The organism is Glycomyces sp. L485, from assembly GCF_022548875.1.
Lineage (GTDB): Bacteria > Actinomycetota > Actinomycetes > Mycobacteriales > Micromonosporaceae > Glycomyces.
Genome location: NZ_JAKZEW010000018.1, coordinates 291 through 23,530 on the forward strand (window position 1 = coordinate 291; position 23,240 = coordinate 23,530).

Sequence of the window (23,240 nt, forward strand, 5' to 3'; positions counted from 1 at the left end):
TGAAATCATCACCCGATAGGGGGAGAAACCCCTCATGTTCGTGCCCGGACCGCCTGCCGCACAACACAACACGAGGAAGTCTCGCCCGACCTCACTCGGCCAGGCGGCCCGAGACCGAGCCCGCCCAACCACACGCCTTCGTCGCCGCCGCCCTTGGCGCAGATCGACCATCCACGTGAAAGATGCCGCCAGCGCCCAAGGGCCATTTCCGGCCTCACCAGGCACCAAGCCACCAGCTGCCAGCCGGCAGCTTCCTACGCCTCAGCTGCTCTGGAGCTGCGTCACGATCGTCGAGAAGTGCGACCGCACGCGGTCGTCGCTCGGGTCGTCCTCGGGCGTCCAGTGGATCGCCATGCGCTCGTAGAGTGTGTCGCGCTGAGCCGGAATCCGGTCCGCGGTGCGGATCAGCTCGATGAGCTCCGACAGGCGCGAGGAGTGCCGGGCGCCCGCCGAGGAGATCACGTTCTCCTCCAGCATGATCGACCCGAGGTCGTCCACGCCGAGGTGGAGACTCAGCTGCCCGGCGGCCTTGCCGGTCGTCAGCCACGACGACTGGAGGTGCCTCACGTTGTGGAAGTACAGACGGGCGGTGGCGAGCAGGCGCAGGTACTCCATCGCCGTCGCCTGCGTCCGGCCCTTCAGGTGGTTGTTCTCCGGTTGGTAGGTCCAGGGGATGAACGAGCGGAAGCCGTCGGTGCGGTCCTGGACGTCGCGGATCATGCGCAGGTGCTCGATCCGCTCCGACGCGGTCTCGCCGGTGCCCATCATCATCGTGGCCGTGGATTCGAGCCCCAGTTCGTGGGCGGTCTCCATGATCTCCAGCCACCGCTCCCCCGCTTCCTTCAGCGGAGCGAGGGCCCTGCGCGGCCGCTCGGGGAGCATCTCGGCGCCGGCGCCGGCGATCGAGTCGAGACCGGCGGCCTTGATGCGCTTGATCGCGTCTTCGATCTCCACGCCCGAGACCTTCGCCATGTGGGCGATCTCGGAGGGGCCGATCGAGTGGATGACCAGCTGCGGGTACTCGCGTTTGACTGCGCCGAAGAGCTCCTCGTAGTACTCGACGCCGAACTCGGGGTGGTGGCCGCCCTGGAGCATGACTTGGGTGGCGCCGAGGTCGGCAGCCTCGCCGCAGCGGCGCAGGACTTCGTCGAGCGAGTGATCCCAGCCCTCTCGGTGGCCCGGGGCGCGGTAGAAGGCGCAGAACTTGCAGGCCGTCACGCAAACGTTGGTGTAGTTGATGTTGCGGTCGATGAGGTAGGTGACGATGTTGTCGCCGATGACACGCCTGCGAACGGTGTCGGCGGCCTCGGCCAGCGCGTGGAACGGCGCTTCGGTGTACAGCAGCTCTGCTTCCTCGGCGCTGATGCGGCCGCCGTCGGCGGCGCGGGCGAGGACATCGTCAATCTCGGCCATGGACGAAGCGTAACCGGATTACTCGACGTAGTACAGCTCGGTGTGAATCGCTGAAGCCCCGGTCTCTTCGAGGACTTCTTTGACGCCCAGGACCATCTCGTACGGTCCGCACAGGAACCATTCGTCGATCTCGCGCGGATCGACCAGTTCGGCGAGGACGTCGCGGAGGCGTTCGGGTGTGAGCCGACCGGTGAGCAGCGGGCTCGCTGCTTCGGAGCGGGTGCGGATGTGGTGGAGGCGGAACCGGTCGCCGTGGCGTTCCTGGAGTTCGGCCAGTTCGGGGGCGAACATGGTGGAGGCTTCGGTGCGGTTGGAGTACAGGACGGTGACGGTCGCGCCGGTGTCCAGTGCGGCGGCGGCGATCGACAGGATCGGGGTGATGCCCGAGCCTGCGACGATCGAGCCGTAGTGACGGTCCGGTTCGATGTCGGCGCGGAAGACGCCGAGCGGCGGGAGGACTTCGAGGACGTCTCCCGGCGCGAGGCTGCTCTTGGCGTAGGCGGAGAAGCTGCCTTCGGGGATGAATTTGATGCCGAGCCTGAGGGTGCCCTGCTCGGCGAGTTCGCGGGGTGTGGAGGCGAGCGAGTAGGAGCGGCGGACCTCGCTGCCGTCGGCCTCGACGCGCTGGAAGGTGATGTGCTGGCCGGGTTGGAAGTCGAAGGTTTCGCGCAGGTTCGGCGGGACGGTGAGGGTCACTTCGAGGGCGTCGTCGGTGAGATGCCTGACCTGGCTGACGGCGAGCTTGTGCCATGCGGGTCGGCGTTTGGACCGCTTCAGCTCTACGCCCATGCGACTCCCTTTCCTGCGGGGAAGAACTCTGGCCCGCCCTCGGGGAGGCCGGGCACTTCCATATAACCCGCGGCGCGCGCGGCGAATTCCCGCAGTCCTCGGAGGTGCCTCTCGCTGAGGGTGAACTGGAGTCGCTCGAAGTATTCGGCGAGCGCGGCGGGTTCGAAGGGCTCCCAACGTGCGGCGGAGGCGACGACCTCGTCGATCTCTTCGCGGCAGCGGCGCACGGACTCGCAGAACGCGAGGTGGACGTCCTTGACGAGGCCGGGGTTGGCCTCGGCGTATTCGCGGCGGACGGCCCAGACGGCGAAGACCATGGGCAGGCCGGTCCATTCCTTCCAGGCGGCGGCGAGGTCGAGGACGTGGTGGCCGCGCGGGTCGTGGTGGACGCGGAGGGCCTCGTCGCCGATGAGGACGGCGGCGTCGGCGCCGTCGAGTGCGGAGTCGAGGTCGGGCGGCGCGGTGGCGAACTCGGGGGTGAGTCCGTGGCGCTGTTCGAGGAGCATGCGGCCGAGCAGGACGCCGGTCCGGGAGGTGGAGGCGAGTGAGACCTTCGCGGTTGTCGGGAGGTCGTCGATCGGGGCCTTGGAGACGAGGTTGACGCTGAGGACCGGGCCGTCGGCGGCGACGGCGATGTCGGGCACGAGGAGGAGCTCGTCGGCGTGGCGCAGGTATTCGACCAGGGTGATGGGGCCGATGTCGAGGTCGCCTTCGACGAGGCGGCGGCTGAGCTCGTCCGGTGGGGCGCGGTGCAGGTCGACGTCGAGCAGCGCGCCCGACCTGGCCAGTCCCCAGTAGATGGGCAGGCAGTTGAGGAATGCGATGTGGCCGACCCGGGGGCGCCGTGCGATGTTCACGCTCTCGACCGTAGCCGGTCGCCTCGGTCCGGTGACGGCTCGCGATCAGTCCTCGTCGTCGGCGTCACCGGTGTCGACGATCTTGACGTCGGCCTCGCCGACTTCGCTGTCGCCGGTGACGAGTGCGACGAGTCGGTCGAGGACGTCTTCGTCGTCGCTTACGAGGAAGATCTCGTCGTCTGAACGCACGTCCAGGGTCAGAACCTGGAGGATCGACTTGGCGTCGTGCGGTTCCACTCCGGGTTTGGCGATCGTGACCTCGGCCGCGGTCTCGGCGGCGACGTCGACGAATGCGGTGGCGGGCCGGGCTTGGATTCCGACTTCCGTGGTCACTTTCACACGGCGTTCTGCCATGCTGATCACCTCCGTGATCAGCATGGACTGTGACGCCGTGTCATGCCTGAGTTTTCTGCCTATTCGAGGGACTTACCCGGTTTAGAGCGACGTTTATGAAGCGGGTTCCTCTTCGCCGGGTTTCGCTCCCCCGTAGACGGTCGGCCGGGGCAGGGGCATGTGCTCGGGCAGGTCGCCGCGCTCGACGACGAGGTTCCTGACCTTGGCGCGACCTGCCCTGTACGACGAGGAGTCGCCCTCCGGCGGCGGCCAAGCCGCGGGCGGAGGCTTCGTGGTTCCTGCGAGGCTCTTCTTGCTGGACGGTTCTTCGAACAGGCTGATGTCGGGCGCGTCGATGATCTTCTTGGACGCGACCGAATCGGAGGTCGGCTTGGCCTCGGGTCCCTGCGGGGGCGTCGACTCGGCGACGGGTTCGGGCTCGGCTTCGGCCTCCGATTCCGGCTCGAACTCTGGCGGCGCGGCCTCGGCGATCGGCGAGAGCGGCTCGGCGGCGACCGGCGGGCGGGGCTCGGGGTTCGGGACCGGTTCGGGCGGCGGCACCGGGTCCGGCTCGGGCTGCGGGAACGGCGGGGCCGGCTCGGGCTCGGGAGCCGGCTCGGGTTCCGGCGGCGGGCCCGGCTCGGGTGTGGGATCGGGGCGCTCGGGTTCGGGGACGGGTCCGGGCTCCGGCTCGGGATCGGATTCGAGGTCCGGCTCGGGATCGACCGGTTCGTGGACGGCCTCGCCGGCGTCGACGGTCTCATGCTCGTCGGTCTCGGGTTCCTCAGGCGCGGCCTCAGGCTCCTCGGGTACGACTTCAGCTGCGCCTTCGGGCTCCGCATCAGTCGTGGCCTCAGGCTCCTCGGTTGCGCCTTCGGGCTCCGCATCAGGCTCCGCTTCGGGCGCCTCCGCTGATTCCTTCGCGGGTTCCGCCGCGGCCTCGTCCTCGGGCTCGTCTTCGGCGTTCCTCTCCTCAGTCTCAGACGCCTCGTTCGAAGGCGGAGCGGGAGGCAGCGATTCTCCGGGGACGTCGGCTTCGAGGTCGGCCATCGCGGACTCGTCCTCCGCTGAAAGCTCGACGGAGTCGTCGATCGACTCGGGTTCGGGCACGCCGTCCCAGAGCGGCGTGTCCTCGTCCTCGGCCCGGGCTGCGGGAGGCGGAGCCACTTCGCTCTGCAGGCTCAACTCCGGCATGGGCGGAGGCGAAGGGGCCGCAGGAGGCGGCGAGGGGACGGCCGCGGGCGGCGGAGGCGACGGGACTGCCGCGAACGACGGCGGCGAAGCGACCACGGGCGTCACCGGCGGCAGCGACTGCGCCGATTGCGGAGCCGCCGGAGGGACCATCGGCGGCCGGACCGCGGCCGAACCCGACGCCATAGGCGGCGCGACCTGCGGCGGCTGCGGCGGCTGCCGGTACTGGGGCTGCTGCGGCGGATTCACGCGCGGCGGCGGAGGCGGCACAGGAGCGGACGCCGCGTGCGGCTGCTGCGGCGGCTGAGCCATCGGCGGCTGCACCGGCTGCGCGTACGGCGACGCCGCAGGCGGACCGTACGACGACGGCGGCGGATACTGCGGCTCCGGCGGGAATCCCCCGATCGGCGGCGGCAGCGGCGCACCGCACTGCGGGCAGCGCCGGAGCCTGGACGTCAGGCGCTGGCCGCAAGAGCTACAGCTGTTGTCGTCCACGAAAGCCTCCTCGGGGATGGAGCGTCGTCGTTAATCGGGCAACCTAGCAACCATCGTGCCATCACCCGGTAGCACCCGGTATCCGCCTTCCGCTAACTCGCCGATGCTTCTTCGGGCTCCGGGCTCCGGCTCAACGTCCCCGAATCCGGATCGGTGGGAGTCGGACTGTCCGGCTTGTCGTCCTCGGGGGAAGTCGGCTCTTCAGACGGCTCTTCAGACGGCTCTTCAGACGTGGGCTCGTCAGGCGTGGGCTCGTCCGGCGTGGGGCTCGGGCTCGGCGTCGGGCTCGGGGTGGGACTCGGAGTCGGGCTCGGGGTGGGACTCGGAGTCGGCTCCGGCGGCTCCTCATCCGTCGGCGGGCTCGGCTTCACGGGGTCGTCATCGCCGCCGTTCCCGCTGCTGGGCGGCTTGGCGTTCGGGTCGGTCTTGATCGCGTCGACGACCCGGTGGGCGCCCGCGAAGTTCTTGAACCAGATGCTGCTGATCTTGACGACATCACCCGTACGGGGGGCCTGGACCATCTTGCCGTCCCCGAGGTACATGCCCATGTGGTAGACCGAGGTCCAGTCACCCGGGTTGTCCCACCAGAACAGCAGGTCGCCGGGGAGCAGCATCTCGGTGTCCACGGGCTTGTCGCGGGTGGCCCTGAACTGGTCGGCCGCGACGCGCGGCAGCGAGACGCCGGCGGAGGCGTAGGCCGACTGGGTCAGGCCGGAGCAGTCGAAGGTGTTCGGCCCTTCGGCACCCCACTCGTAGGGCTTGCCGAGCTGCGCGAGCGCGTACTCGACGGCCTTCTTGGCTTCGGGGGCGGCGTCCCAGCCGTCGACCTCGGAGGAGAATTCGTCGGAGTGCTCGCGGGCCTCGGTCTCGCGCCGCTCTTCGAGCTCCTCGATCTCCTCCAAGTTGTCCTCGATGAGCTCGTCGAGCTCCGCCTGGGCCTTCTGGTATTCGTCGTCGAGCACCGTGTAGCGGCCCTCGGCGCGCTCGGCCGAGAGATCCGCCGCGTCATAGGAGGCGTGCGCGACCGCCTCGGCGGTGTCGGCTTCTTCGAGCTCGTGGGTGAGACCGGGCAGGTCCCATTCCCCGCCGAGCGGGGTCAGGCCCGTCAGGTCGGGAAGCTCGGTGTCGGGCACCCCGGAAACCTCGGCATAGGCCTCACCGGCGGCGCGGTCGAAGGCGTCCTGCGCGGCTTCGAGGGCGTCGATGGCCTCGGCCCAGGCGGTACCGGCCTCGGCGAGGCGCTCGGTGCGGGCGAGCCACTCCTCCTCGGCTGCCGTGGTCTCCTCGGCGAGCTGCGCGACTTCGACGGTGAGCTCGTTGATCTCAGCTGCGAGGGGACCTTCGGCGGTCTCGGGATTGGTCACCGGGGCGTCGTCGGTGGCTTCACCGAGCGGGCGCGCGCCCTCGTTGGGCGTCGTGTCCCCGGGCTGCGCGAACGCAGGCAGGGCGCCGCCGAACAGCACAGCCGCGGCCCCAACGACGACGAGCGCTCTGACGCCGGACCGATTTGCGCGCATATGAGGTGTCCTTCTGTGGGGGATGCCACGGATACTCTACCGAAGTCGCGCAAGCTTCGCATTCACGGCCGTCACACGTGCCTTGAGGCAGCAGCGCCTTCAGTGTCGATGGAGTTACTCTGGCCCGATGGATGACACCGCAGCGTTCAAAACCGGGATCGAGGAGAAGCTCGCAGCCGGCGAGCGTCTGACCTTTGAGGACGGCGTCGCGCTCTACGAGATCGACGACCTCGCCTGGCTGGGGCGCCTCGCGCACGGCGTCCGCACCGCCAAGAACGGCGACCGGACCATGTTCAACGTCAACCGCCACCTCAACCTCACCAACGTCTGCTCCGCCTCCTGCGCCTACTGCTCCTTCCAGCGCAAGCCCGGCGAGACCGACGCCTACACGATGCGCGTCGAGCAGGCCGTGGCCCTCGCCGAGCAGATGAAGGGCGACGCGCCCACCGAACTGCACATCGTCAACGGCCTCCACCCCACCCTCCCGTGGCGCTACTACCCGCGGGTCCTCCAGGCGCTCAAGGAAACCCTCCCGCAGGTCAACCTCAAGGCCTTCACCGCCACCGAAGTCCAGTGGTTCGAGAGGATCTCCGGCCTCGACGCCTCCGAGATCCTCGACGAACTCATCGAGGCGGGACTCGAGTCCCTCACCGGAGGCGGCGCCGAGATCTTCGACTGGGAGGTCCGCCAGCACATCGTCGACCACGACTGCCACTGGGAGGACTGGTCTCGCATCCACCGCCTCGCCCACGCCAAAGGCCTGCGCACCCCCGCGACGATGCTCTACGGCCACATCGAAGAGCCCCGCCACCGCGTCGACCACGTGCTGCGCCTGCGCGAACTCCAGGACGAGACCGGCGGGTTCGCCGTGTTCATCCCCCTGCGCTACCAGCACGACTTCGTCGACTCCAAGGACGGCAAGGTCCGCAACAAACTCCAGGCCCGCACCACCATGGCCAGTCCGGCGGAATCGCTCAAGACCTTCGCGGTCTCCCGGCTGCTGCTCGACAACTTCGACCACGTCAAGTGCTTCTGGGTCATGCACGGCCTCGACGTCGCTCAGCTGTCGCTGTCGTTCGGCGCCGACGACCTCGACGGCTCGGTCGTGGAGTACAAGATCACGCACGACGCCGACGACTACGGCACCCCGGACAAGATGAGCCGCGAGAACCTCCTCGAACTCATCCGCGACGCCGGCTTCCAGCCGGTCGAACGCAACACCAGGTACGAGATCGTGCGCGAATACGACCGCCCCGAGACGATCGCCGAGAGGCGCTCAAAACCGCAGTCGGTGAGGTTCTAAGTGGCCGACGAGAGGACCGACGGCAAGCCGCGGATCGAGACCCTCGCCCAGCTGCTCGGGACCGTGCTCGCCTACGTCGTCATGGGCGCGATCGCACTGGTCGTCATCGACCTGCTGTTCATCCTCGTCGGCGGCGGAAACTTCGGACGGATCTCCGGGTGGATCGCGGCGGTGCCGAGCGTGTTCGTGTTCTCCGACCAGTTCCGCCGCTACATCGGCGGTTCGCGGTGGGCGATCGCGCTCACCGGCGCGGCCCTCGGCATCGGCGCCGGGATCGGTGCGACGGTCTTGCTGCCGCTGACGTGGCCGCCGTTGGCGACCGGCGGCATCGGCGGCCTGGCGGCCGCACTCGTGTACGCGACCCTGTGGTACGCAGGGATCAAGACTTATGGAGAGGAACGGCCATGAATCCGGTCGCCAAGTATTTCCTGGGGCGCCTCGCCCTCCTGGCCGCGATCGCGGTGCCGCTCAGCTTCGTCATCAACCTGCTGCTCGCGCTCGCGATCGGCCTGGTCGGTTCGATGCTGCTGTCGATGGTGCTGCTCAAGGGCATGCGCACCGAGATGATCGACCACATCGACGCGCGCGTGAAGCAGCGCCGCGAAGAGAAGAAGCAGCTCCGCGCCGAACTGCGGGAAGACGGCTAGGAGCGCATCAGCTCCGTGCAGATCTGCAGCGTCTCCGCGGCGCCCGCTTCGAGCGCCTTACCGTAGTGCTTCAGCCAGGACCGGACCCCGTCGGGGGTGCCGGTCGACCAGGCGCGCTGCGCGCCGACGTACTCGGGGTGCCGGTCGAGGTGACCGGCGTTCGCCGTGATGAGCAGCTTCGGGTCGAGGCCCTTGCCGGCCAGCGCGAGCCGGGCCGCGCCGCGGGCGACGATGTTGTTCGCGACCGGGAACGGCTTGACGGCGATCAGCTCGCCGTGGACGACCGCCGCCGTGAGCGCGGCCGGGATCTCCTTGGTGGGGCTGGCGACCAAAGCGCACATCGCGTCGATGCGGGCCGAGCCGGACTTGTCGACCTCGATGCGGCCGGGCTCGAAGTCGTGCCCGGAGTCGGGGAAGTCGCGGGAGGCCAGCAGGTGGAGCTTCGCGAGGACGTAGCGCGGGGAGATGGCCCAGACGTCCACGAGCGAGGGGAGCGCCTCGGTGACGCGGACGGCGCCGGAGACGATCGGGTCGGTGAAGTCGCCGGCGCGCAGGCGTTCGACGTCGCAGTCGTAGCCTTCCAGCGCCAGGGTGGCCGAGGCGTCGTGCAGGGCGACTTCGGCGGCGACATGGGTGTTGTCGCTGCGGAGCGCCTCGTGCCAGAGCATGCGGTCGACATTGGCTCTGGCGTTTTCAAGGGCGTCGGCGACCTCGGCAAGCTCGAGGAGAGGCGCGAGAGGATCCACGGGCGGAACCTTACCGGTTGGAGGTGAAGCGGATACGCCGCACCGGTCGGGCTAGAGGGCGACCACAAATGGTACATGGGGTCGCGCATTGCCGCTCTTTTCGATCTTGCCTGTCATTTCGCCCGGGAAAGCACAGGTCGGACCGCGTTTCCGTTCGCCGACCGCCTGGCGTTCGTTCGCCGCCCGTCCGTCGATGTCCGCAAGGTCACGAGTCGTGAAGTGCATGTTTCGCGGTAGTGTGGCGGAACATAGACCCACCTCACAGCAGCGCATCGGCGCGTCGATCTGTAAGGAGCAATACCCGTGAATGAAGCCCCGCAGGAGACTCTGGCGAACCTCCTCACCGAAGACCGGACCTTTCCCCCTCCCCCTGAGTTCACTCGATCGGCGAACGTCTCGGCGGAGGCCTATGAGAAGGCCGACGCCGACCGGCTCGCGTTCTGGGACGAGCAGGCCCGCCGCCTGGACTGGTCGAAGGACTGGGACCAGACGCTGGACTGGTCCAATCCCCCGTTCGCGAAGTGGTTCGTCGGCGGCGAGCTGAACGTCGCCGCGAACTGCCTCGACCGGCACGTGGAAGCGGGCCTGGGCGACCGGGTCGCGATCCACTTCGAGGGCGAGCCGGGCGACACGCGCGCGGTCACGTACGCAGAACTGCTCGACGAGGTGAAGCGGGCTGCGAACACCCTGACCGATCTGGGTGTCGAGGCCGGCGACCGGGTCGTGATCTACATGCCGATGATCCCTGAGGCGGCCGTGGCGATGCTGGCGTGCGCGCGCATTGGCGCGCCGCACTCGGTCGTGTTCGGCGGCTTCAGCGTCGAGGCGCTGTCGAGCCGGATCGACGACGCCGGTGCGAAGCTCGTGATCTGCGCGGACGGTGGTTTCCGCAAAGGCAAGGCGAACGCGTTGAAGCCGACTGTGGACGAAGCGGTGGACCGCTGCCCGTCCGTTGAGAAGGTCCTGGTGGTGCGCCGCACCGAACAGGACGTCGACTGGAACGACCGCGACCTGTGGTGGCACGAGACGGTCGCTAACGCCTCGAATGACCATGAGGCGCAGGCCTTCGACGCCGAGCACCCGCTGTTCATCCTCTACACCTCGGGCACGACCGGCAAGCCGAAGGGCATCCTGCACACCTCGGGCGGGTATCTGACGCAGGCGTCGTACACGCACCGCTCGGTGTTCGACCTCAAACCGGAGAACGACGTGTACTGGTGCACCGCCGACATCGGCTGGGTCACCGGGCACTCCTATATCGTTTACGGCCCCATGGCGAACGCGGCGACGCAGGTGATGTACGAGGGCACGCCGGACACGCCGCACACCGGTCGGATGTGGGAGATCGTCCAGAAGTACGGGGTGACGATCATGTACACCGCGCCGACGGCGATCCGCACGTTCATGAAGTGGGGCGACGACGTCCCGGCGCGCTACGACCTGTCGAGCCTGCGCGTGCTCGGCAGCGTCGGCGAGCCGATCAACCCCGAGGCGTGGATGTGGTACCGCGAGCACATCGGCGGCAGCCGGTGCCCGATCGTGGACACGTGGTGGCAGACCGAGACCGGCGCGATCATGGTCTCCCCGTTGCCGGGCGTCACGGCCACGAAGCCGGGTTCTGCGCAGCGGTCGCTGCCGGGGATCACCGTCGACGTGGTCGACGACGAGGCGAGTTCGGTGCCGAACGGCGGGGGCGGGTTCCTGACGATCCGCGACCCGTGGCCGTCGATGCTGCGCACCATCTGGGGCGACGACCAGCGGTTCCTGGACACGTACTGGTCGAGGTTCTCGAACATGTACTTCGCCGGCGACGGCGCGAAGCGCGACGCCGACGGCGACATCTGGCTGTTGGGCCGCGTCGACGACGTCATGCTCGTCTCGGGCCACAACATCTCGACGACGGAGGTCGAGTCAGCGCTGGTCGGCCACGACACGGTGGCCGAGGCCGCCGTGGTCGGGGCGGCGGACCCGCTGACCGGCCAGGGCATCGTGGCGTTCGTGATCTTGCGCGGCGGGGTCGAGTCGAGCCCAGAACACCTCGCGGATCTGCGCAACCACGTCGCGAAGACGTTGGGGCCGATCGCGAAGCCACGCCAGGTCATGGTGGTCTCGGAGTTGCCGAAGACGCGTTCGGGCAAGATCATGCGCCGGCTGCTGCGCGACATCGCCGAGGACCGGCAGCTGGGCGACGTGACGACGCTTCAGGACAGTTCGGTGATGGCCAGGATCAAGGACGGCCTCCAGGCCGCACCGGAGGACTGAGCACCCCTCGGAAGACCCTACAGAAAGTGATCTCCGCCACCAATACGGTGCGCCTGGAGTGACACATAGAAACTAGTAGAACGGTGGCGGGACGGCTGGTAGTCGCCCCGTCACCGACTAGCGTCGAGCGCTTTCTTTCCGATAGGGTTTCGTCACCCCCACAACATGCGCCCCTACTGGGAGGAGCCTCATGCCAGAGACGCCGGAAATGCCAGAGATGAGGCGTATGCCGCCGATGCCCAGGAAGCGGATCGTGCGCAAGGCCCGCCAGGCGCCTCACGAGATCATCCGGTTCCTCCGCATCGAGACGACCGGCGGCATCCTGCTCCTCATCGGGGCCGTGCTCGCGCTCATCGCCGCGAACTCGCCGCTGTCGGACCTCTACGAGCAGATCCGACACACCTACATCGGCATCGAAGACGTCTTCATGCTCAACGTCCAGCACTGGGCGGCCGATTTCCTCCTGGCGTTCTTCTTCCTCGTCGTCGGGCTCGAACTCAAGCGCGAACTCGTCGTCGGCGAACTGCGCGAGATCAAGAAGGCGATGCTCCCGGTGATCGCCGCCGCCGGCGGCGTCGTCGTCCCGGCCGCCGTCGCGATCGCCATCGCCTGGGGCGAGCCCGGCGGAGCCGACGTGTGGCCCGTCCCGGTCGCCACCGACATCGCCTTCGCGCTCGCCGTCCTCGCCCTGTGCGCCCGCAGCCTGCCTTCCAGCCTGCGAATCTTCCTGCTGACGCTCGCGATCGCCGACGACATCGGCGCGATCGCCATGATCGCGGTCCTCTACTCCGAGCCGCAGTTCATCCCGCTCCTCGTCTTCGTCGTCGTCATAGCCCTGTGGTTCTTCCTGCAGGCCAAGCGCGTCAAGAGCCTGTGGATCTACATTCCGCTCGGGCTCGCCGCCTGGGTCGCGCTGTACGAGGCCGACGTCCACGCCACCATCGCCGGCGTCGCCCTCGGCCTCGCCACCCGCGTCAGGCCCGACAATGGCGAACGCGAGGCCCCCGCACTCGCCGTCGAGCACGCGCTCCAGCCGTTCAGCGCCGGCGTCGCCGTCCCGATCTTCGCCTTCTTCTCGGCGGGGGTCGCCCTCGACGGGGAGGCGCTGACGGCCTTCGCGGCCGACCGGGTCGCGCTCGCCGTCGTCGCCGGGCTGTTCTTCGGCAAGATGGTCGGCGTGACGCTCGGGGCGTACGCCGCCCACAAGTTCGGCTGGGGACGCCTCGCACCCGACCTGAAATGGGGCGACATCCTCGGCGTCGCGATCCTGTGCGGCTGCGGCTTCACCGTCAGCCTCCTCATCGCCGAACTCGCCTTCACCGATGTGGCCCAACAGGACCTGGTCAAGACCGGCGTCCTGGCCGGGTCGACGGTCTCGGCGCTCGTCGGCGCCGCCGTGCTCAACATCCGCTCGCGCGCCGTCCGGCGTGAGCGCAGCGCGGCCTGACCTCGTACGCTCTTGCTCGTGAACCGCAGGACTTTCGCCGACAGCGCCGCTATCAAGGCCGGGCCGTGGACGCACCGGCACATCGACGCCAACGGCTCGCGATTCCACATCGTCGAGGCCGGGGAGGGCCCCCTGATCCTCCTGCTGCACGGCTTCCCCGAGTTCTGGTGGGCCTGGCGCCACCAGATCCCTGCCCTCGCCGGCGCCGGCTTCCGCGTCGTGGCCGCCGACCTGCGCGGCTACGGCGCCTCCGACAAGCCGCCGAGAGGCTACGACGCCTACACGATGGCCGCCGACGTCGTCGGCATCGTACGAGCCCTCGGCGAACGCGACGCCACGGTCGTCGGGCACGACCTTGGCGGCATCCTCGGCTTCGCCGCGGCGGCCTTCCACCCGCAGCAGTTCCGGTCGCTCGTGGTCCTCGGCGCGGCGCACCCGCTGCGCCAGCGGGCCGCGATCGCGGTCGACCCGAAGGGCCAGCTGTCGGCGTCGAAGCACCTGTTCGCCTTCCAGATGCCGCGCTACGAGCACAAGCTGACCGCCTGGGACGCGCGCAAGGTCGCCGACCTCATGTACTGGTGGTCGGGCCCGCAGTGGCGCACCACCAAGGACTTCCAGACGTACGTGCGGGCGTGCCGGGACGTCATCCAGATCCCGCAGGCCGCCTTCTGCGCCCTGGAGGCCTTCCGGTGGCCGTTCCGCACCGCGATAGGCCTGGCCGGGCGGCGCTTCGTCAAGCTGCTCCAGCGGACGACGCCGGTGCCGACGCTCCAACTGCACGGGGCGATGGACTCGTGCGTGCTGCCTCGCACCGCCCAGGGCTCTGGCCGGTACATCCACGGCCGCTACGAATGGAAGCTCCTCGACCGGGTCGGCCACTTCCCGCAGCAGGAGGCCGCCGAGACGGTGACCAAGGAGATCATCCGCTGGGCCGGCTAGCCGTGCGGCTAGTTTCCGGTGCAGGATGATCCGGACCCGACTACCGGAAGGCGATCACATGTCCGAGGCCTCTTTCGCCCTGCGCGGAGCGACGATCCTGCCCGTCACCGCGCCCCCGATCGAGGACGGCGTCATCGTCGTCGAGCACGGCCGCATCAGCGCCGTCGGCGGCCCCGACCTGCCGGTGCCCGAAGGCGTTCCGGTGAGCGACGCGGCGGGCGAGTGGATCGTTCCCGGCCTCGTCGACGCCCACACCCACCTCGGCGTCGTCGAGATCGGCGAAGGCTGGGCCGGCGCCGACGGCAACGAGAAGACCGACCCGAACACGGCGTACGTGCGGGCACTGGACGGCATCAACCCGGCCGAGCGCGGCTTCGCCGAGGCCGTCGAGGGCGGTGTCCTGGCCGCCTGCGTCAACCCCGGCTCGGCCAATGTCATCGGCGGCGAGACCGTCGCGGTGAAGACCGCGGGCCGCTACGTCGAGGAGATGGTGCTTCGTTCCCCCGCCGGGGTCAAGTCGGCGCTCGGCGAGAACCCCAAGCGCGTCCACGGCGAGCAGAAGCGGACCCCGTCGACCCGCATGGGCATCGCCGGGGTGCTGCGCCAGGCGTTCGTCGAAGCCGAGAACTACCGGTCCGACGACGACGCCGAGCGCGACCTCAAGCTCGAGACGCTCGTGAAGGTGCTGAATCGCGAGATCCCGTGGCGCCAGCACTGCCACCGCGCCGACGATATCGCCACCGCGCTGCGCGTGGCCGAGGAGTTCGGCTACGACCTGGTACTCGACCACGGCACCGAGGCGCACCTGTTGGCCGACGTCGTCGCCGAGCGCGGCGTGCCGGTGATCTTCGGCCCGCTGCTGTGCGCGCGCTCCAAAGTCGAGACCGCCAACCGGTTCCCCGAGAACGCCGCGAAGCTCGCCGCCGCGGGCGTGACCATCGCGATCACCACCGACCACCCGGTCGTCCCGATCGAGCACCTCGCCATCCAGGCGATGCTGTGCGTCAAGGAGGGCCTCGACCGCGACACTGCGCTGCGGGCCGTCACGATCAACCCGGCGACGATCATGGGCGTCGAAGACCGGATCGGCTCTTTGGAGGCGGGCAAGGACGCCGACTTCTGCGTCTGGTCGGGCGACCCGCTCGACATCTACTCCAGGGTCGAGCGGGCGTTCATCGACGGCCGGCAGGTGCGTTAGCGAGCGGAGGGACCCGGAGCCTCGCGGCTGAGGGCCCCTCCTGTCTCAGCGGGACACGGCCTAGGCGGCCCGGCGGACGTCTGCCCGCTGCGGTATGGCCGGGGCCGCGTCCCGCACGAGGCGACCGGCCATGCCGCGGCGCGCGGACGCGACGGAGCCGACCAGGCGGCTGAAGAGCGAGGGACTGTCGTCGACTACCGGAGCGTTCGGCAGGGCCGAGTGCGCTTCCTGGTTCATCAGCTGCAGGGCCACGATCGCAAGTGGATCCATTGTGGTGTTCCTTCCGGGCGGTGATGCGAGATGCGTGCCGCGCCGGTGCGGCGGTGAGTCCGGCGATGGTGCCTCCGGGCCTCGGCTCCAACCATGCGGCCCCAGTGTCTCCGACGCATTACACCTGAAGAAACCGGCGGCAACTCTCGGTAAAAACCTGGTGCGCGGAAATGGCGGTGCTCACAGCCGCTCCGAGGCGACGACGCGAAGCTGAAAGCGTCTCAATTTAGTCGGAGAGGGGCTCGAGCAGGCCTGATCACAGGCCGTCACGCACCATCGCCTCGACGATCTCCACATGCCGGTAGAACTCGCCGTCGAAGTTCAGCACGTAGGGCGAGTCGCCTGGGCCGAGGAGCCGGGCGGGTTGAGCAGGAACAGGCCCGCGGCCACGAACGTCCGCTTGAGAGTGCCGGTCCCGAGTTCTGTCCTATCCGTATGTCCGAAGGACGATCTGGCATCTCATCCACCCTATTGTGATCCAGTCAAGCCATGATGCAAGGCGCATATCATGGTCGATCAGACATCACCAGACGATCAACATAAACGACATAATGGATGAAGCACCCGGGCCGCCGATCGTGGCAGGCCATCGGCGCTCTCCTCATCACGAGACCGACGACATCGCCAAGCCGCCCGGCCGCTCGGAATCCTTGAATAGGTCGCTGCTCATGGAATCACACCATTGCGACCGCCCCGAGCCCGAGATCCAAGAATCCACACTTGACGGTATGATTCGACGTTGACCGCTCAGGGTCCATCACTGGAGGAATCGTGAAGGCTCTCGAATACGGGTACCAGGTCTCGCTCGACTACGCGCTCGCTGCCGATGGCACGCAGGCTGCTTCTGAAGGAGGGCTGAAGTGGAACGATGCGGAGATCAAGAAGACACTGCGGTCCAATGGTGCCGCATTCGCGTTTCTGGTGCTCAGCTTGCTGTTGACGTATTTCGTTTCGCTCCAGTTCGGGCCGCTGATCATTCTGGGCGTCCTACTGTTGTGTGCGATGTACATCGCCAACGCGTTGCGGTCGCGCAAGGAGCCGCCGATATCGAAGCTGATCTTCACGCTGAGTACCGGACCGTGGCAGGCATGGCCCTGCCGTGTGGAAGGCGTGCGGGGGAATCCGGATTCCAAGACGAAACTCGTGTACCTCATGTCGCCGGACCAGCAGGTGGTGCGAGCCTTCAAGGCTCCGATTCCCGAGCATGCATTGAAGCGCATCGCCCACGGCATGGGAGTCCTCTGGATCTGCGGGGACCTCGAGTCTCCCCCGATGTCCGGAGCGTCCGGCGTGGCGATGGCAACAGTCAAGGGGGAGATCGTGTGGGGGTCTCGGTACGCGTCGAAACGCGACGCGGAGAACGGGCCGCAGCCGACGCCCGCGCTCTCCCGGTTCATCGACGAGGCTTCCTCCGCTGAGATGGACTACCTGCTCAATCCGGGAGAGCCTCGATAAGCCCGCTTGTCGAGGCGTCAAGTTCGATCCGCCAGAGCTTCAGCAGGTTTCCCGAAGGAACTCAGGTCGTTTGCAGCCTGGAGGATTTCGGGGCGATTGCCTGCTCGCAGTCCCGCGGAGCGGGGCTGGGTTGACCGGGGCCAACGCTCGGGCCGTTGGTTCTCGATGTACTCCTTGACGATCGCCAGTGGTGCGCCGCCGCAGGAAGCGGCGAAATACGACAGTGACCAGAAGTGGTCGCCCCTTGACTCTTCGTCAGTCGCTGTCGCCGCGGTCGCCGTATCCGGACAAGCTGGCGCCGATACCGCACGAGGCCGCCATCACGCCACCGAGCAGGCCCGCCCAGAAGTCCGCCGCATAGGAGAACACGGCCATGGGGGTACCGACGACGATCATGCCGATGTTGCTCCAACGGAGCGCCTTCGAGGCCGGGGCACGGCCGGATCGGGACCCGAGGTAGCAAAGGAGTCCACCGAGGACACCGAACACCGCAACGGAGAGGTCTCGCAGCCCGGTGTGCGGAAGCGCCACGCCGAGGACCAGTCCGGCGAATCCGGCGGTGAACACCACACCTAGCGGGGCGAGCCGCCAACCGCCCAGGATGTACATGCCGGCCACCGCACCGAACAGCAACGCCAGACCGACCGGCACGCAGAATGCGACCAGGGACACTGCCACGGCGTACTCGTATGGGTAGACCTCCGCGGCTCCGAGTGCTACGGCGACGATCATCGCGACGAAACCGAAGATGACAGTGGATACCGCTACGCGGGTGCCGATCCGCTCAAATCGTCTCATCCGGACCCGTCTGTCGACGCTCAATTGCGACTCCGTTCGATCAGGGGCCGCCACGGACGGCGGCTGGGGGCTTGGCGCGCCGCGACGGGCGAGGACCGGCGAGGACCGACGACCCGGAGATCTGGGCGCGCACTCTACCCTCAGGAATCTACTGGAAAGCATCCATGAGCAGGGTGCCGGTCAAGTCGATCATGGCAGTGGGCAGGCGACGGAGCGTTGAACATCGCACGAGCGATGTTCTCCACGTGCTCGAGCGCTTCGCCGCGCGGAATCGGATCACGATGAGAATCGGCTGGGGCCGTTCGGCTTGGAGGGCATTTGAGTCAGCTCAGCGATGATGAGCTCGAGCTACGTCAAGTTCAGTTGCGGTTCGCAGGGCAACATCGCCTTCGATGAACATCGATAGAGCCGCACTGAGTTGGCTGCGGCGGAGGGGTGTCACGGTACTGGCCCACCGAGACCGCCTGGATGGGTTCGAGCGGGCCGCCCCTCCACGAAGAAGCGATGGCCGAGGCCTTGCAGGTAGATGTCGACGATCGCACTGAGGCACTGGAAGCCGGCGTCCAGTGCGACCCGCTCTCCGTGCGCCGCCAGTACACCCCGCGTCGAGCCGAGGAGGATGCCTCCTATTGAGCGTCCCTTGCGTATTGCCGTTGTGGCCTATAGTGCATTCAGGAAGGTGTCGTCGTCACCGCCCATCGACCACGAACGTCACCTCCCATCCGCCTCGGTGGGGTCGCGGCACTCGCCCGCCGCCCCCGACCGTCAATTGAGCGGATCGGCGAGCGGTCCGCAGAAGGGAGTCGACCTTGCTGCGACTTCATGTCACGAGCCTGAGCGCGGTGGTCGCCCCGGTCATGCTGGCGGGCCTGCTCGGCGGCCAGCCTTCGGTCCCTGCGGGCGACGACCCCGCCGCCATTGGACTCGACGAGCCCGGGCCGGGCGTCGCCCACGGCCAGTTCGACGACTGGTCCGACGAGGTCTCCGCCTACGTCTGGGCGAACCGACCCACGGTCGACGACTACGAGCCGGCCCCCGGCTACGCCTACAACAGCACTGGTGGGGTGCAGGTGTCCCGCCACGGAACCGGCTCCTACACCGTGGTCTTCGAAGGCGCCGCACCCGTCCGGTGGGCGAACGGCGGCGTGGTGCACACGAGTGCGTACGGGTCATACAGCAACGCCTTCTGCACCGTCGCCAGTTGGGGTCCGCCCCTCTTCGGCGGCGACGACCTCCTGGCCCACGTCCGCTGCTTCGCGCCGAACGGTGCGCCGGCTGACACCCGGTTCGTAGCCAACTACACCAACGCCGTCTTCGAGGGAGACGACGGCCGGTTGGCGTACTTCTGGACCGACCGGGCCATACCGGTCGGCGAACGTACGCTGACCCACGACTACCAGTTCGACTCACAGGGCGGGCCGATCACCTACGAGCGGATCAGCACCGGCCGGTACCGCTTCGACATGCCAGACAACCCGGACCTGCGGGCCTTCCCGATGGTGCACGTGACGGCGTACAACACCAGCGCGGTCATCTGCCAGATCGCCTGGCCCGACCGCTGGGAGGTGCGTTGCGTCGATCACAATGGCGCACCGACCGACTCGAGATTCACCCTCACCTACGGTGTGAAGGTCGACCTGCTCGGGCGTACCACCAGCCGATTCGGCAGCACCGCCCGGTACGCCGACACCATTCACGACGACATCATCAACGGCGACTCGTACGTGTCCACCGGCTCTCCGGGGGTGCACGGGACCTACCAGGGCACCGGCAAATACCAGATCACCTTCGACGGTCTGGGCACCGGCAACGGGCACGCCCTGGTCAACCCGGTGGGAGGCAACGCCAGTGCTGCCGGAAGCTGGCCTGTCGGCTACTGCCATGTGGCGTACTGGTGGTCATACGGTGGGAACGAGAATGTCGGGGTGCGCTGCTACGACTTCGACGGCGCAGCGGCGAACCTCCACGCGCGCATCTCGTTCACCACCTTCAGGGGCGTGTTCTGAGCTCGAGTTCCGCGGAGTTCGGGGTTGCAGTGGTCGGGGGTTGTAGACGGAGAGCCTCAGCCTGATCGTCGCTGCGACCGTAAGGATCTTCGGGGGTGAGGGTGATCCAGAGAGGGTGAAGTAGTCTGCTGCTTCTTCCGGAATGGTTCTCCGGGCTCGGGCAACCTGAGCCGAAGGGACCGGACGCTCGTCGAGAGGCTTCGGCGAGAACTGCGGTGATCATTCGATGGCCTTGGGCTTCGAAATCTTCAGCGCCGACGAGATGGGCCCAGCAGGCGGTGGCGATTGCCGAGCGGACTCGTTGGCGGAACCACGCCTTGGGTTCGCGCGGGTCCTTGCTGGGGTTTTGGTGGGCCGCGTGGGACTCGAACCCACAACCTACGGATTAAAAGTCCGCAGCTCTGCCAATTGAGCTAGCGGCCCACGCGCGACCCTACCGCATTCGGCCCGATGCGTTGAGTTGAGGCGGGCGGTGATGGCCTGCGGCACTCGGCTTGTCGGGGGATCGTGGGAGGCTCGGGGTGGACGGCGCGGCGGCGTGCTGCGAAGGTGCCGCCGCCGCGCCTATTCGATCAGCGTCGCACGTTGCCCTCGGTGGGATTCGGGCCCGCTCCCGCTTGATCGAACACATGTACTATAAACCATCCGCGCGCCGCTGTGAAGCCGGGAGTCGGAGCAGGTAGACTCGCCTGCTGTGCTTATGCTGCTGCCTCCGTCTGAAGGGAAGGCCGGTCGAGGAGACGGGCCTCCCCTCGACATCGGGCGACTCTCCTCCCCGGCGCTCAACCCCGTCCGCGAGCTCCTCGTCGACCGCCTCACCGAGCTCTGCTCCGATGAGGAAACCGCCGCCGAGACCCTGAAGCTCACTGCCCGCCAACGGCACTACGTCAAGCTGAACCGCGAGCTTCGCACCGCCCCCACCCTCGCCGCGTGGGAGCTCTACAACGGCGTCCTCTACGACCGCCTCGGGCTCGGCGACCTCCCCGACGGCAACCAGGTTCTCATCGCCTCCCCGCTCTGGGGCCTCCTGCGCCCCTCCGACCGCGTCCCGCCATACAGGATGCCGATGTCCGCTCAGCTGCCCGGCACCGAGCGGCTCGCGAAACTCTGGCGCCCAGCCGTCGCCGAGACGCTCGGCGCCCTCGACGAGCTCATCGTCGACATGCGCTCCGGCACCTACACCCAGGTGTGGGGCCCGAAGGACCGTGGCGTCTCCGTCCGAGTCTTCAAGGAGGACGCCTCCGGCAAGCGCACGGTCGTAACCCACATGGCCAAGGCCACCCGCGGCGAGGTCGCCCGCGCGCTCCTCGCCAGCACCGTCCAGCCGACCACCCCCGCCGAACTGGGCGACTTCCTCGCCTCCCGCGGCTGGAAGGTCGAGCTCTCCGAGCCCGCCACGCGCTCCAAGCCGTGGCTCCTCGACGTCCTCAGGACATGAGGGAAGCGGCCCGGGCACGCCCGGGCCGCTCAGCGATCACTCGTCAGTGGTTGTCGTAGTATCCAGCGGACTTCGCGCGCTCGAACGAGCGGCGCACCTCTTCCTCGGCCTCGGCCCGGCCGGTCCAGGTCGCGCCCTCGACGCTCTTGCCCGGCTCCAAGTCCTTGTAGACCGTGAAGAAGTGCTGGATCTCCAGGCGGTCGAACTCCGGCACGTCCGCGATGTCCTTGTACTTGTCCTTGCGCGGGTCGTCGGCCGGGACGCACAGGACCTTGTCGTCGACGCCCTTCTCATCGCGCATGCGGAACATGCCGATCGCCCGCGAGCGGATCACGCAGCCGGGAAACGTGGGCTCCACCATCACCAGGGCGTCCAGCGGGTCGCCGTCCTGCCCGAGGGTGTCATCGATGAAACCGTAGTCGGCCGGGTACACCGTCGCGGTGAACAGGGTCCGGTCGAGGCGGATCCGTCCGGTCTCGTGGTCGATTTCGTACTTGTTGGCGCTCCCTTTCGGGATCTCCACCGTTACGTCGAACTCCATCGGCCGACCTTCCTCCAGGCGTGATTACAGTGCTCTTGATGGCCTAGTCTCTGTGCATGGCCCTCAGTGACAACGACGACCCCAGAGTCGCGAGTACTACGCCACACGCACGACCTGAGGGAGCACCCCCGAGCGCGCGGAGCAGACGCCGCCACAAAGCACTGACATGGGTCTTCTCGATCTTCGCAGTCGTGGCCACCGTAGCCGCGGCCGGAGGCCTCGTCTGGCAGATCGGGGCCGCGGCCGAGCCCGAGAAGGGGACGTTCGCGCCGCCCGAGGCGTACCCGCCGGCCGAGCCCGCCGAGGTCTTGGCAGGCACCGACCGGAACGCGCCCGTCCCCGACCTCGCCTCGGTCCTCCCCGACCTGCTGGACGACCCGCGCTTCTCCGGAGACCTCTCCTCGGTCTTCGCCGACGCGGTCACCGGCGAGGTCCTGTACGAGCGCGACGGCTCGGAGGCGATGACGCCCGCGTCCTCCATGAAGGTGGTCACGGCCGTCGCCGCGTTCGAGCACCTCGGCCCCGAGTACCGCATCCCGACGACCGTGGTCGAGGGCCCCGACGACGACTCGGTCGTGCTGGTCGGCGGCGGCGACGTCGCCCTCACCGTCGACGGCGAGGGCTACTACGGCGGGGGCGCCAGCCTCACCGATCTCGCCGACGCGGTCCTGGATGCCCGCGGCGGTGACGCCCCCAGCACCCTCTACCTGGACACCAGCCTCTTCTCCGACTCGGTCAACGCCGACGGCGTATCCAAGGCGGACCTGAACCTCTACACCGCCCCGGCCGCGCCGATGATGCTCGACGGCGGGCGCATCGACAACACGGTCCACTACACGCCGCACTATCCGGACCCGGCCGCGAGGGTCGGGGAGGTCTTCGCCGAGCTGCTCGGCGCCGACGAGGTCGCCGACGGCACCGCCGCCGAGGGCGCGGCCGAGCTCGCCGCGGTCCACTCCGAGCCGGTCGCGGCCCTGGTGGACGCCTTGGTCCTCTCCTCGGACAACGAACTGGCCGACGCGGTCGCATTTCAGACGGCGCTGGCCGTAGAGGGCGAGATGACCTGGGACGCCCTAGGCCGGGCCCACATGGCGACGCTGGAGTCGATGGGCGTGGACACGACGGGCCTGGTCCTCAACGACGGCTCGGGCATGTCGTCGACGAACCGCATGACGGCAAACGCGTTCACCCAGCTGCTCATCGGAGCGGCGGGCTCGAAGGCGAGCCTGGTGTTCGAGGCGCTGCCGGTGGCGGGCTACTCGGGGTCGCTGCTCGACCGCTTCGGCACCGCCACCGACGCCAACGGCGTCGTACGGGGGAAGACCGGAACCCTCAGCGGCGTGTCGTCGCTGACCGGGTCGCTCACGACCGCCGACGGGAGGCTGGTCGTGTACTCGATCATCAGCAACGACCACGCGAACGGGTCGGCGGTGGAGACCGCGATGGACGAGGTGACCGCCTCGGTCTCGCAGTGCGGCTGCTAGCTCCGCGGATCGCTGACGATCGCGCGGCCTTCCTCGGGGACGGCCACGGTCCCGCGCCCACGCGACGACTCCGGAGTCGTCGATCTTCGTGTACTCGCACTCGGCGATCCG

The 23,240-nt window shown here is 68.3% G+C and carries 23 protein-coding genes, 1 tRNA gene and 1 pseudogene; 13 read left to right on the forward strand and 12 right to left on the reverse strand.

Annotation, left to right across the window (positions count from 1 at the left end; genetic code table 11):
* Positions 1-261: 261 nt before the first annotated feature.
* From mqnC to L0U85_RS10855, 5 genes are all read right to left on the reverse strand, one after another.
* Positions 262-1,413: a cyclic dehypoxanthinyl futalosine synthase gene (mqnC, locus tag L0U85_RS10835; protein WP_241377775.1), complete on the reverse strand. Its 1,152-nt coding sequence runs from the start codon at positions 1,411-1,413 to the stop codon at positions 262-264.
* An 18-nt stretch (positions 1,414-1,431) separates the two neighbouring features.
* Complete coding sequence (locus L0U85_RS10840; RefSeq protein WP_241377776.1) at positions 1,432-2,202, reverse strand: FAD-binding oxidoreductase; 771 nt, start codon at positions 2,200-2,202, stop codon at positions 1,432-1,434.
* Positions 2,193-3,059 (reverse strand): menaquinone biosynthesis protein, encoded by an 867-nt coding sequence (locus tag L0U85_RS10845; protein ID WP_241377777.1) that lies wholly within the window; start codon positions 3,057-3,059, stop codon positions 2,193-2,195. The genes L0U85_RS10840 and L0U85_RS10845 overlap by 10 nt, the downstream gene beginning before the upstream one ends.
* Positions 3,060-3,104: 45 nt before the next feature.
* Entirely contained in the window at positions 3,105-3,413 is a 309-nt protein-coding gene (locus L0U85_RS10850) for an HPr family phosphocarrier protein (RefSeq protein ID WP_241377778.1), read from the reverse strand.
* Between the two features lie 93 nt (positions 3,414-3,506).
* The gene (locus L0U85_RS10855; protein ID WP_241377779.1) at positions 3,507-4,586 is read right to left on the reverse strand and encodes a hypothetical protein; all 1,080 of its coding nucleotides are present in this window, start codon (positions 4,584-4,586) and stop codon (positions 3,507-3,509) included.
* Here L0U85_RS10855 and L0U85_RS10860 point away from each other — a divergent pair.
* Positions 4,585-4,890: a hypothetical protein gene (locus tag L0U85_RS10860; protein ID WP_241377780.1), complete on the forward strand. Its 306-nt coding sequence runs from the start codon at positions 4,585-4,587 to the stop codon at positions 4,888-4,890. The two genes, L0U85_RS10855 and L0U85_RS10860, sit on opposite strands and share 2 nt — an antisense overlap.
* Before the next feature lie 280 nt (positions 4,891-5,170).
* Here L0U85_RS10860 and L0U85_RS10865 read toward each other — a convergent pair whose 3' ends face one another.
* Positions 5,171-6,595: a C40 family peptidase gene (locus L0U85_RS10865; RefSeq protein ID WP_241377781.1), complete on the reverse strand. Its 1,425-nt coding sequence runs from the start codon at positions 6,593-6,595 to the stop codon at positions 5,171-5,173.
* A gap of 127 nt (positions 6,596-6,722) precedes the next feature.
* On the opposite strand from L0U85_RS10865, the gene mqnE reads away from it, so the two are divergent.
* The 3 genes from mqnE to L0U85_RS10880 are packed head-to-tail and all read left to right on the forward strand — an operon-like array spanning position 6,723 to position 8,545.
* Positions 6,723-7,898: an aminofutalosine synthase MqnE gene (gene mqnE / locus L0U85_RS10870; protein WP_241377782.1), complete on the forward strand. Its 1,176-nt coding sequence runs from the start codon at positions 6,723-6,725 to the stop codon at positions 7,896-7,898.
* Positions 7,899-8,306, forward strand: coding sequence for a hypothetical protein (locus L0U85_RS10875; RefSeq protein ID WP_241377783.1), 408 nt, complete (start codon positions 7,899-7,901; stop codon positions 8,304-8,306).
* Positions 8,303-8,545 (forward strand): DUF4229 domain-containing protein, encoded by a 243-nt coding sequence (locus L0U85_RS10880; protein ID WP_241377784.1) that lies wholly within the window; start codon positions 8,303-8,305, stop codon positions 8,543-8,545. The genes L0U85_RS10875 and L0U85_RS10880 overlap by 4 nt, the downstream gene beginning before the upstream one ends.
* On the opposite strand, the gene L0U85_RS10885 is transcribed toward L0U85_RS10880, so the two are convergent.
* Complete coding sequence (locus L0U85_RS10885) at positions 8,542-9,291, reverse strand: oxidoreductase (RefSeq protein WP_241377785.1); 750 nt, start codon at positions 9,289-9,291, stop codon at positions 8,542-8,544. The genes L0U85_RS10880 and L0U85_RS10885 overlap by 4 nt on opposite strands.
* A gap of 303 nt (positions 9,292-9,594) precedes the next feature.
* On the opposite strand from L0U85_RS10885, the gene acs reads away from it, so the two are divergent.
* The 4 genes from acs to L0U85_RS10905 all read left to right on the forward strand — a co-directional run bounded on the left by acs (position 9,595) and on the right by L0U85_RS10905 (position 15,137).
* The gene (gene acs, locus L0U85_RS10890) at positions 9,595-11,553 is read left to right on the forward strand and encodes an acetate--CoA ligase (RefSeq protein WP_241377786.1); all 1,959 of its coding nucleotides are present in this window, start codon (positions 9,595-9,597) and stop codon (positions 11,551-11,553) included.
* Positions 11,554-11,788: 235 nt separating this feature from the next.
* Positions 11,789-13,000 carry a Na+/H+ antiporter NhaA gene (gene nhaA / locus L0U85_RS10895; protein WP_241377787.1) on the forward strand — a complete coding sequence of 404 codons (1,212 nt, stop codon included), beginning with the start codon at positions 11,789-11,791 and terminating at the stop codon, positions 12,998-13,000.
* Positions 13,001-13,018: 18 nt separating this feature from the next.
* Positions 13,019-13,939, forward strand: a complete 921-nt coding sequence (locus tag L0U85_RS10900) for an alpha/beta hydrolase (RefSeq protein WP_241377788.1) — start codon at positions 13,019-13,021, stop codon at positions 13,937-13,939.
* A 58-nt stretch (positions 13,940-13,997) separates the two neighbouring features.
* A complete protein-coding gene (locus L0U85_RS10905; RefSeq protein ID WP_241377789.1) occupies positions 13,998-15,137 on the forward strand; it encodes an amidohydrolase in 1,140 nt (379 codons plus the stop codon).
* 60 nt (positions 15,138-15,197) lie between these two features.
* Here L0U85_RS10905 and L0U85_RS10910 read toward each other — a convergent pair whose 3' ends face one another.
* Complete coding sequence (locus L0U85_RS10910; protein ID WP_241377790.1) at positions 15,198-15,407, reverse strand: hypothetical protein; 210 nt, start codon at positions 15,405-15,407, stop codon at positions 15,198-15,200.
* Positions 15,408-16,178: 771 nt separating this feature from the next.
* Between L0U85_RS10910 and L0U85_RS10915 the strand changes: the two genes are divergently transcribed.
* Positions 16,179-16,862, forward strand: coding sequence for a hypothetical protein (locus L0U85_RS10915; protein ID WP_241377791.1), 684 nt, complete (start codon positions 16,179-16,181; stop codon positions 16,860-16,862).
* Positions 16,863-17,014: 152 nt separating this feature from the next.
* On the opposite strand, the pseudogene L0U85_RS10920 reads toward L0U85_RS10915, so the two are convergent.
* A pseudogene (locus L0U85_RS10920) lies at positions 17,015-17,107 on the reverse strand (transposase); the annotation flags it as partial.
* Between the two features lie 10 nt (positions 17,108-17,117).
* Positions 17,118-17,660 carry a hypothetical protein gene (locus L0U85_RS10925; RefSeq protein ID WP_241377792.1) on the reverse strand — a complete coding sequence of 181 codons (543 nt, stop codon included), beginning with the start codon at positions 17,658-17,660 and terminating at the stop codon, positions 17,118-17,120.
* Positions 17,661-18,095: 435 nt separating this feature from the next.
* Between L0U85_RS10925 and L0U85_RS10930 the strand changes: the two genes are divergently transcribed.
* On the forward strand, positions 18,096-18,293 hold the full coding sequence (locus L0U85_RS10930) for a hypothetical protein (RefSeq protein WP_241377793.1): 198 nt from the start codon (positions 18,096-18,098) through the stop codon (positions 18,291-18,293).
* Between the two features lie 176 nt (positions 18,294-18,469).
* A complete protein-coding gene (locus L0U85_RS10935; protein WP_241377794.1) occupies positions 18,470-19,666 on the forward strand; it encodes a hypothetical protein in 1,197 nt (398 codons plus the stop codon).
* Between the two features lie 347 nt (positions 19,667-20,013).
* Here L0U85_RS10935 and L0U85_RS10940 read toward each other — a convergent pair.
* Positions 20,014-20,089: transfer RNA gene (locus L0U85_RS10940), tRNA-Lys, on the reverse strand.
* Positions 20,090-20,366: 277 nt separating this feature from the next.
* Between L0U85_RS10940 and L0U85_RS10945 the strand changes: the two genes are divergently transcribed.
* Positions 20,367-21,104, forward strand: a complete 738-nt coding sequence (locus L0U85_RS10945; RefSeq protein ID WP_241377840.1) for a peroxide stress protein YaaA — start codon at positions 20,367-20,369, stop codon at positions 21,102-21,104.
* 43 nt (positions 21,105-21,147) lie between these two features.
* Here L0U85_RS10945 and L0U85_RS10950 read toward each other — a convergent pair whose 3' ends face one another.
* On the reverse strand, positions 21,148-21,645 hold the full coding sequence (locus L0U85_RS10950) for an inorganic diphosphatase (protein WP_241377795.1): 498 nt from the start codon (positions 21,643-21,645) through the stop codon (positions 21,148-21,150).
* Positions 21,646-21,836: 191 nt separating this feature from the next.
* Between L0U85_RS10950 and dacB the strand changes: the two genes are divergently transcribed.
* Positions 21,837-23,129, forward strand: coding sequence for a D-alanyl-D-alanine carboxypeptidase/D-alanyl-D-alanine-endopeptidase (gene dacB / locus L0U85_RS10955; RefSeq protein WP_241377796.1), 1,293 nt, complete (start codon positions 21,837-21,839; stop codon positions 23,127-23,129).
* The last annotated feature ends 111 nt before the right edge of the window (positions 23,130-23,240 follow it).

Bases quoted from the DNA above. Each gene is read 5' to 3' on its own strand.
- L0U85_RS10925 (WP_241377792.1), bottom strand. From the start codon at position 17,660: ATGAGACGATTTGAGCGGATCGGCACCCGCGTAGCGGTATCCACTGTC.
- L0U85_RS10905 (WP_241377789.1), top strand. From the start codon at position 13,998: ATGTCCGAGGCCTCTTTCGCCCTGCGCGGAGCGACGATCCTGCCCGTC.
- L0U85_RS10840 (WP_241377776.1), bottom strand. From the start codon at position 2,202: ATGGGCGTAGAGCTGAAGCGGTCCAAACGCCGACCCGCATGGCACAAG.
- nhaA (WP_241377787.1), top strand. From the start codon at position 11,789: ATGCCCAGGAAGCGGATCGTGCGCAAGGCCCGCCAGGCGCCTCACGAG.
- L0U85_RS10880 (WP_241377784.1), top strand. From the start codon at position 8,303: ATGAATCCGGTCGCCAAGTATTTCCTGGGGCGCCTCGCCCTCCTGGCC.
- L0U85_RS10910 (WP_241377790.1), bottom strand. From the start codon at position 15,407: ATGGATCCACTTGCGATCGTGGCCCTGCAGCTGATGAACCAGGAAGCG.
- L0U85_RS10865 (WP_241377781.1), bottom strand. From the start codon at position 6,595: ATGCGCGCAAATCGGTCCGGCGTCAGAGCGCTCGTCGTCGTTGGGGCC.
- mqnE (WP_241377782.1), top strand. From the start codon at position 6,723: ATGGATGACACCGCAGCGTTCAAAACCGGGATCGAGGAGAAGCTCGCA.
- L0U85_RS10855 (WP_241377779.1), bottom strand. From the start codon at position 4,586: ATGCCGGAGTTGAGCCTGCAGAGCGAAGTGGCTCCGCCTCCCGCAGCC.
- mqnC (WP_241377775.1), bottom strand. From the start codon at position 1,413: ATGGCCGAGATTGACGATGTCCTCGCCCGCGCCGCCGACGGCGGCCGC.
- L0U85_RS10860 (WP_241377780.1), top strand. From the start codon at position 4,585: ATGGGCGGAGGCGAAGGGGCCGCAGGAGGCGGCGAGGGGACGGCCGCG.
- L0U85_RS10945 (WP_241377840.1), top strand. From the start codon at position 20,367: ATGCTGCTGCCTCCGTCTGAAGGGAAGGCCGGTCGAGGAGACGGGCCT.
- L0U85_RS10850 (WP_241377778.1), bottom strand. From the start codon at position 3,413: ATGGCAGAACGCCGTGTGAAAGTGACCACGGAAGTCGGAATCCAAGCC.
- L0U85_RS10950 (WP_241377795.1), bottom strand. From the start codon at position 21,645: ATGGAGTTCGACGTAACGGTGGAGATCCCGAAAGGGAGCGCCAACAAG.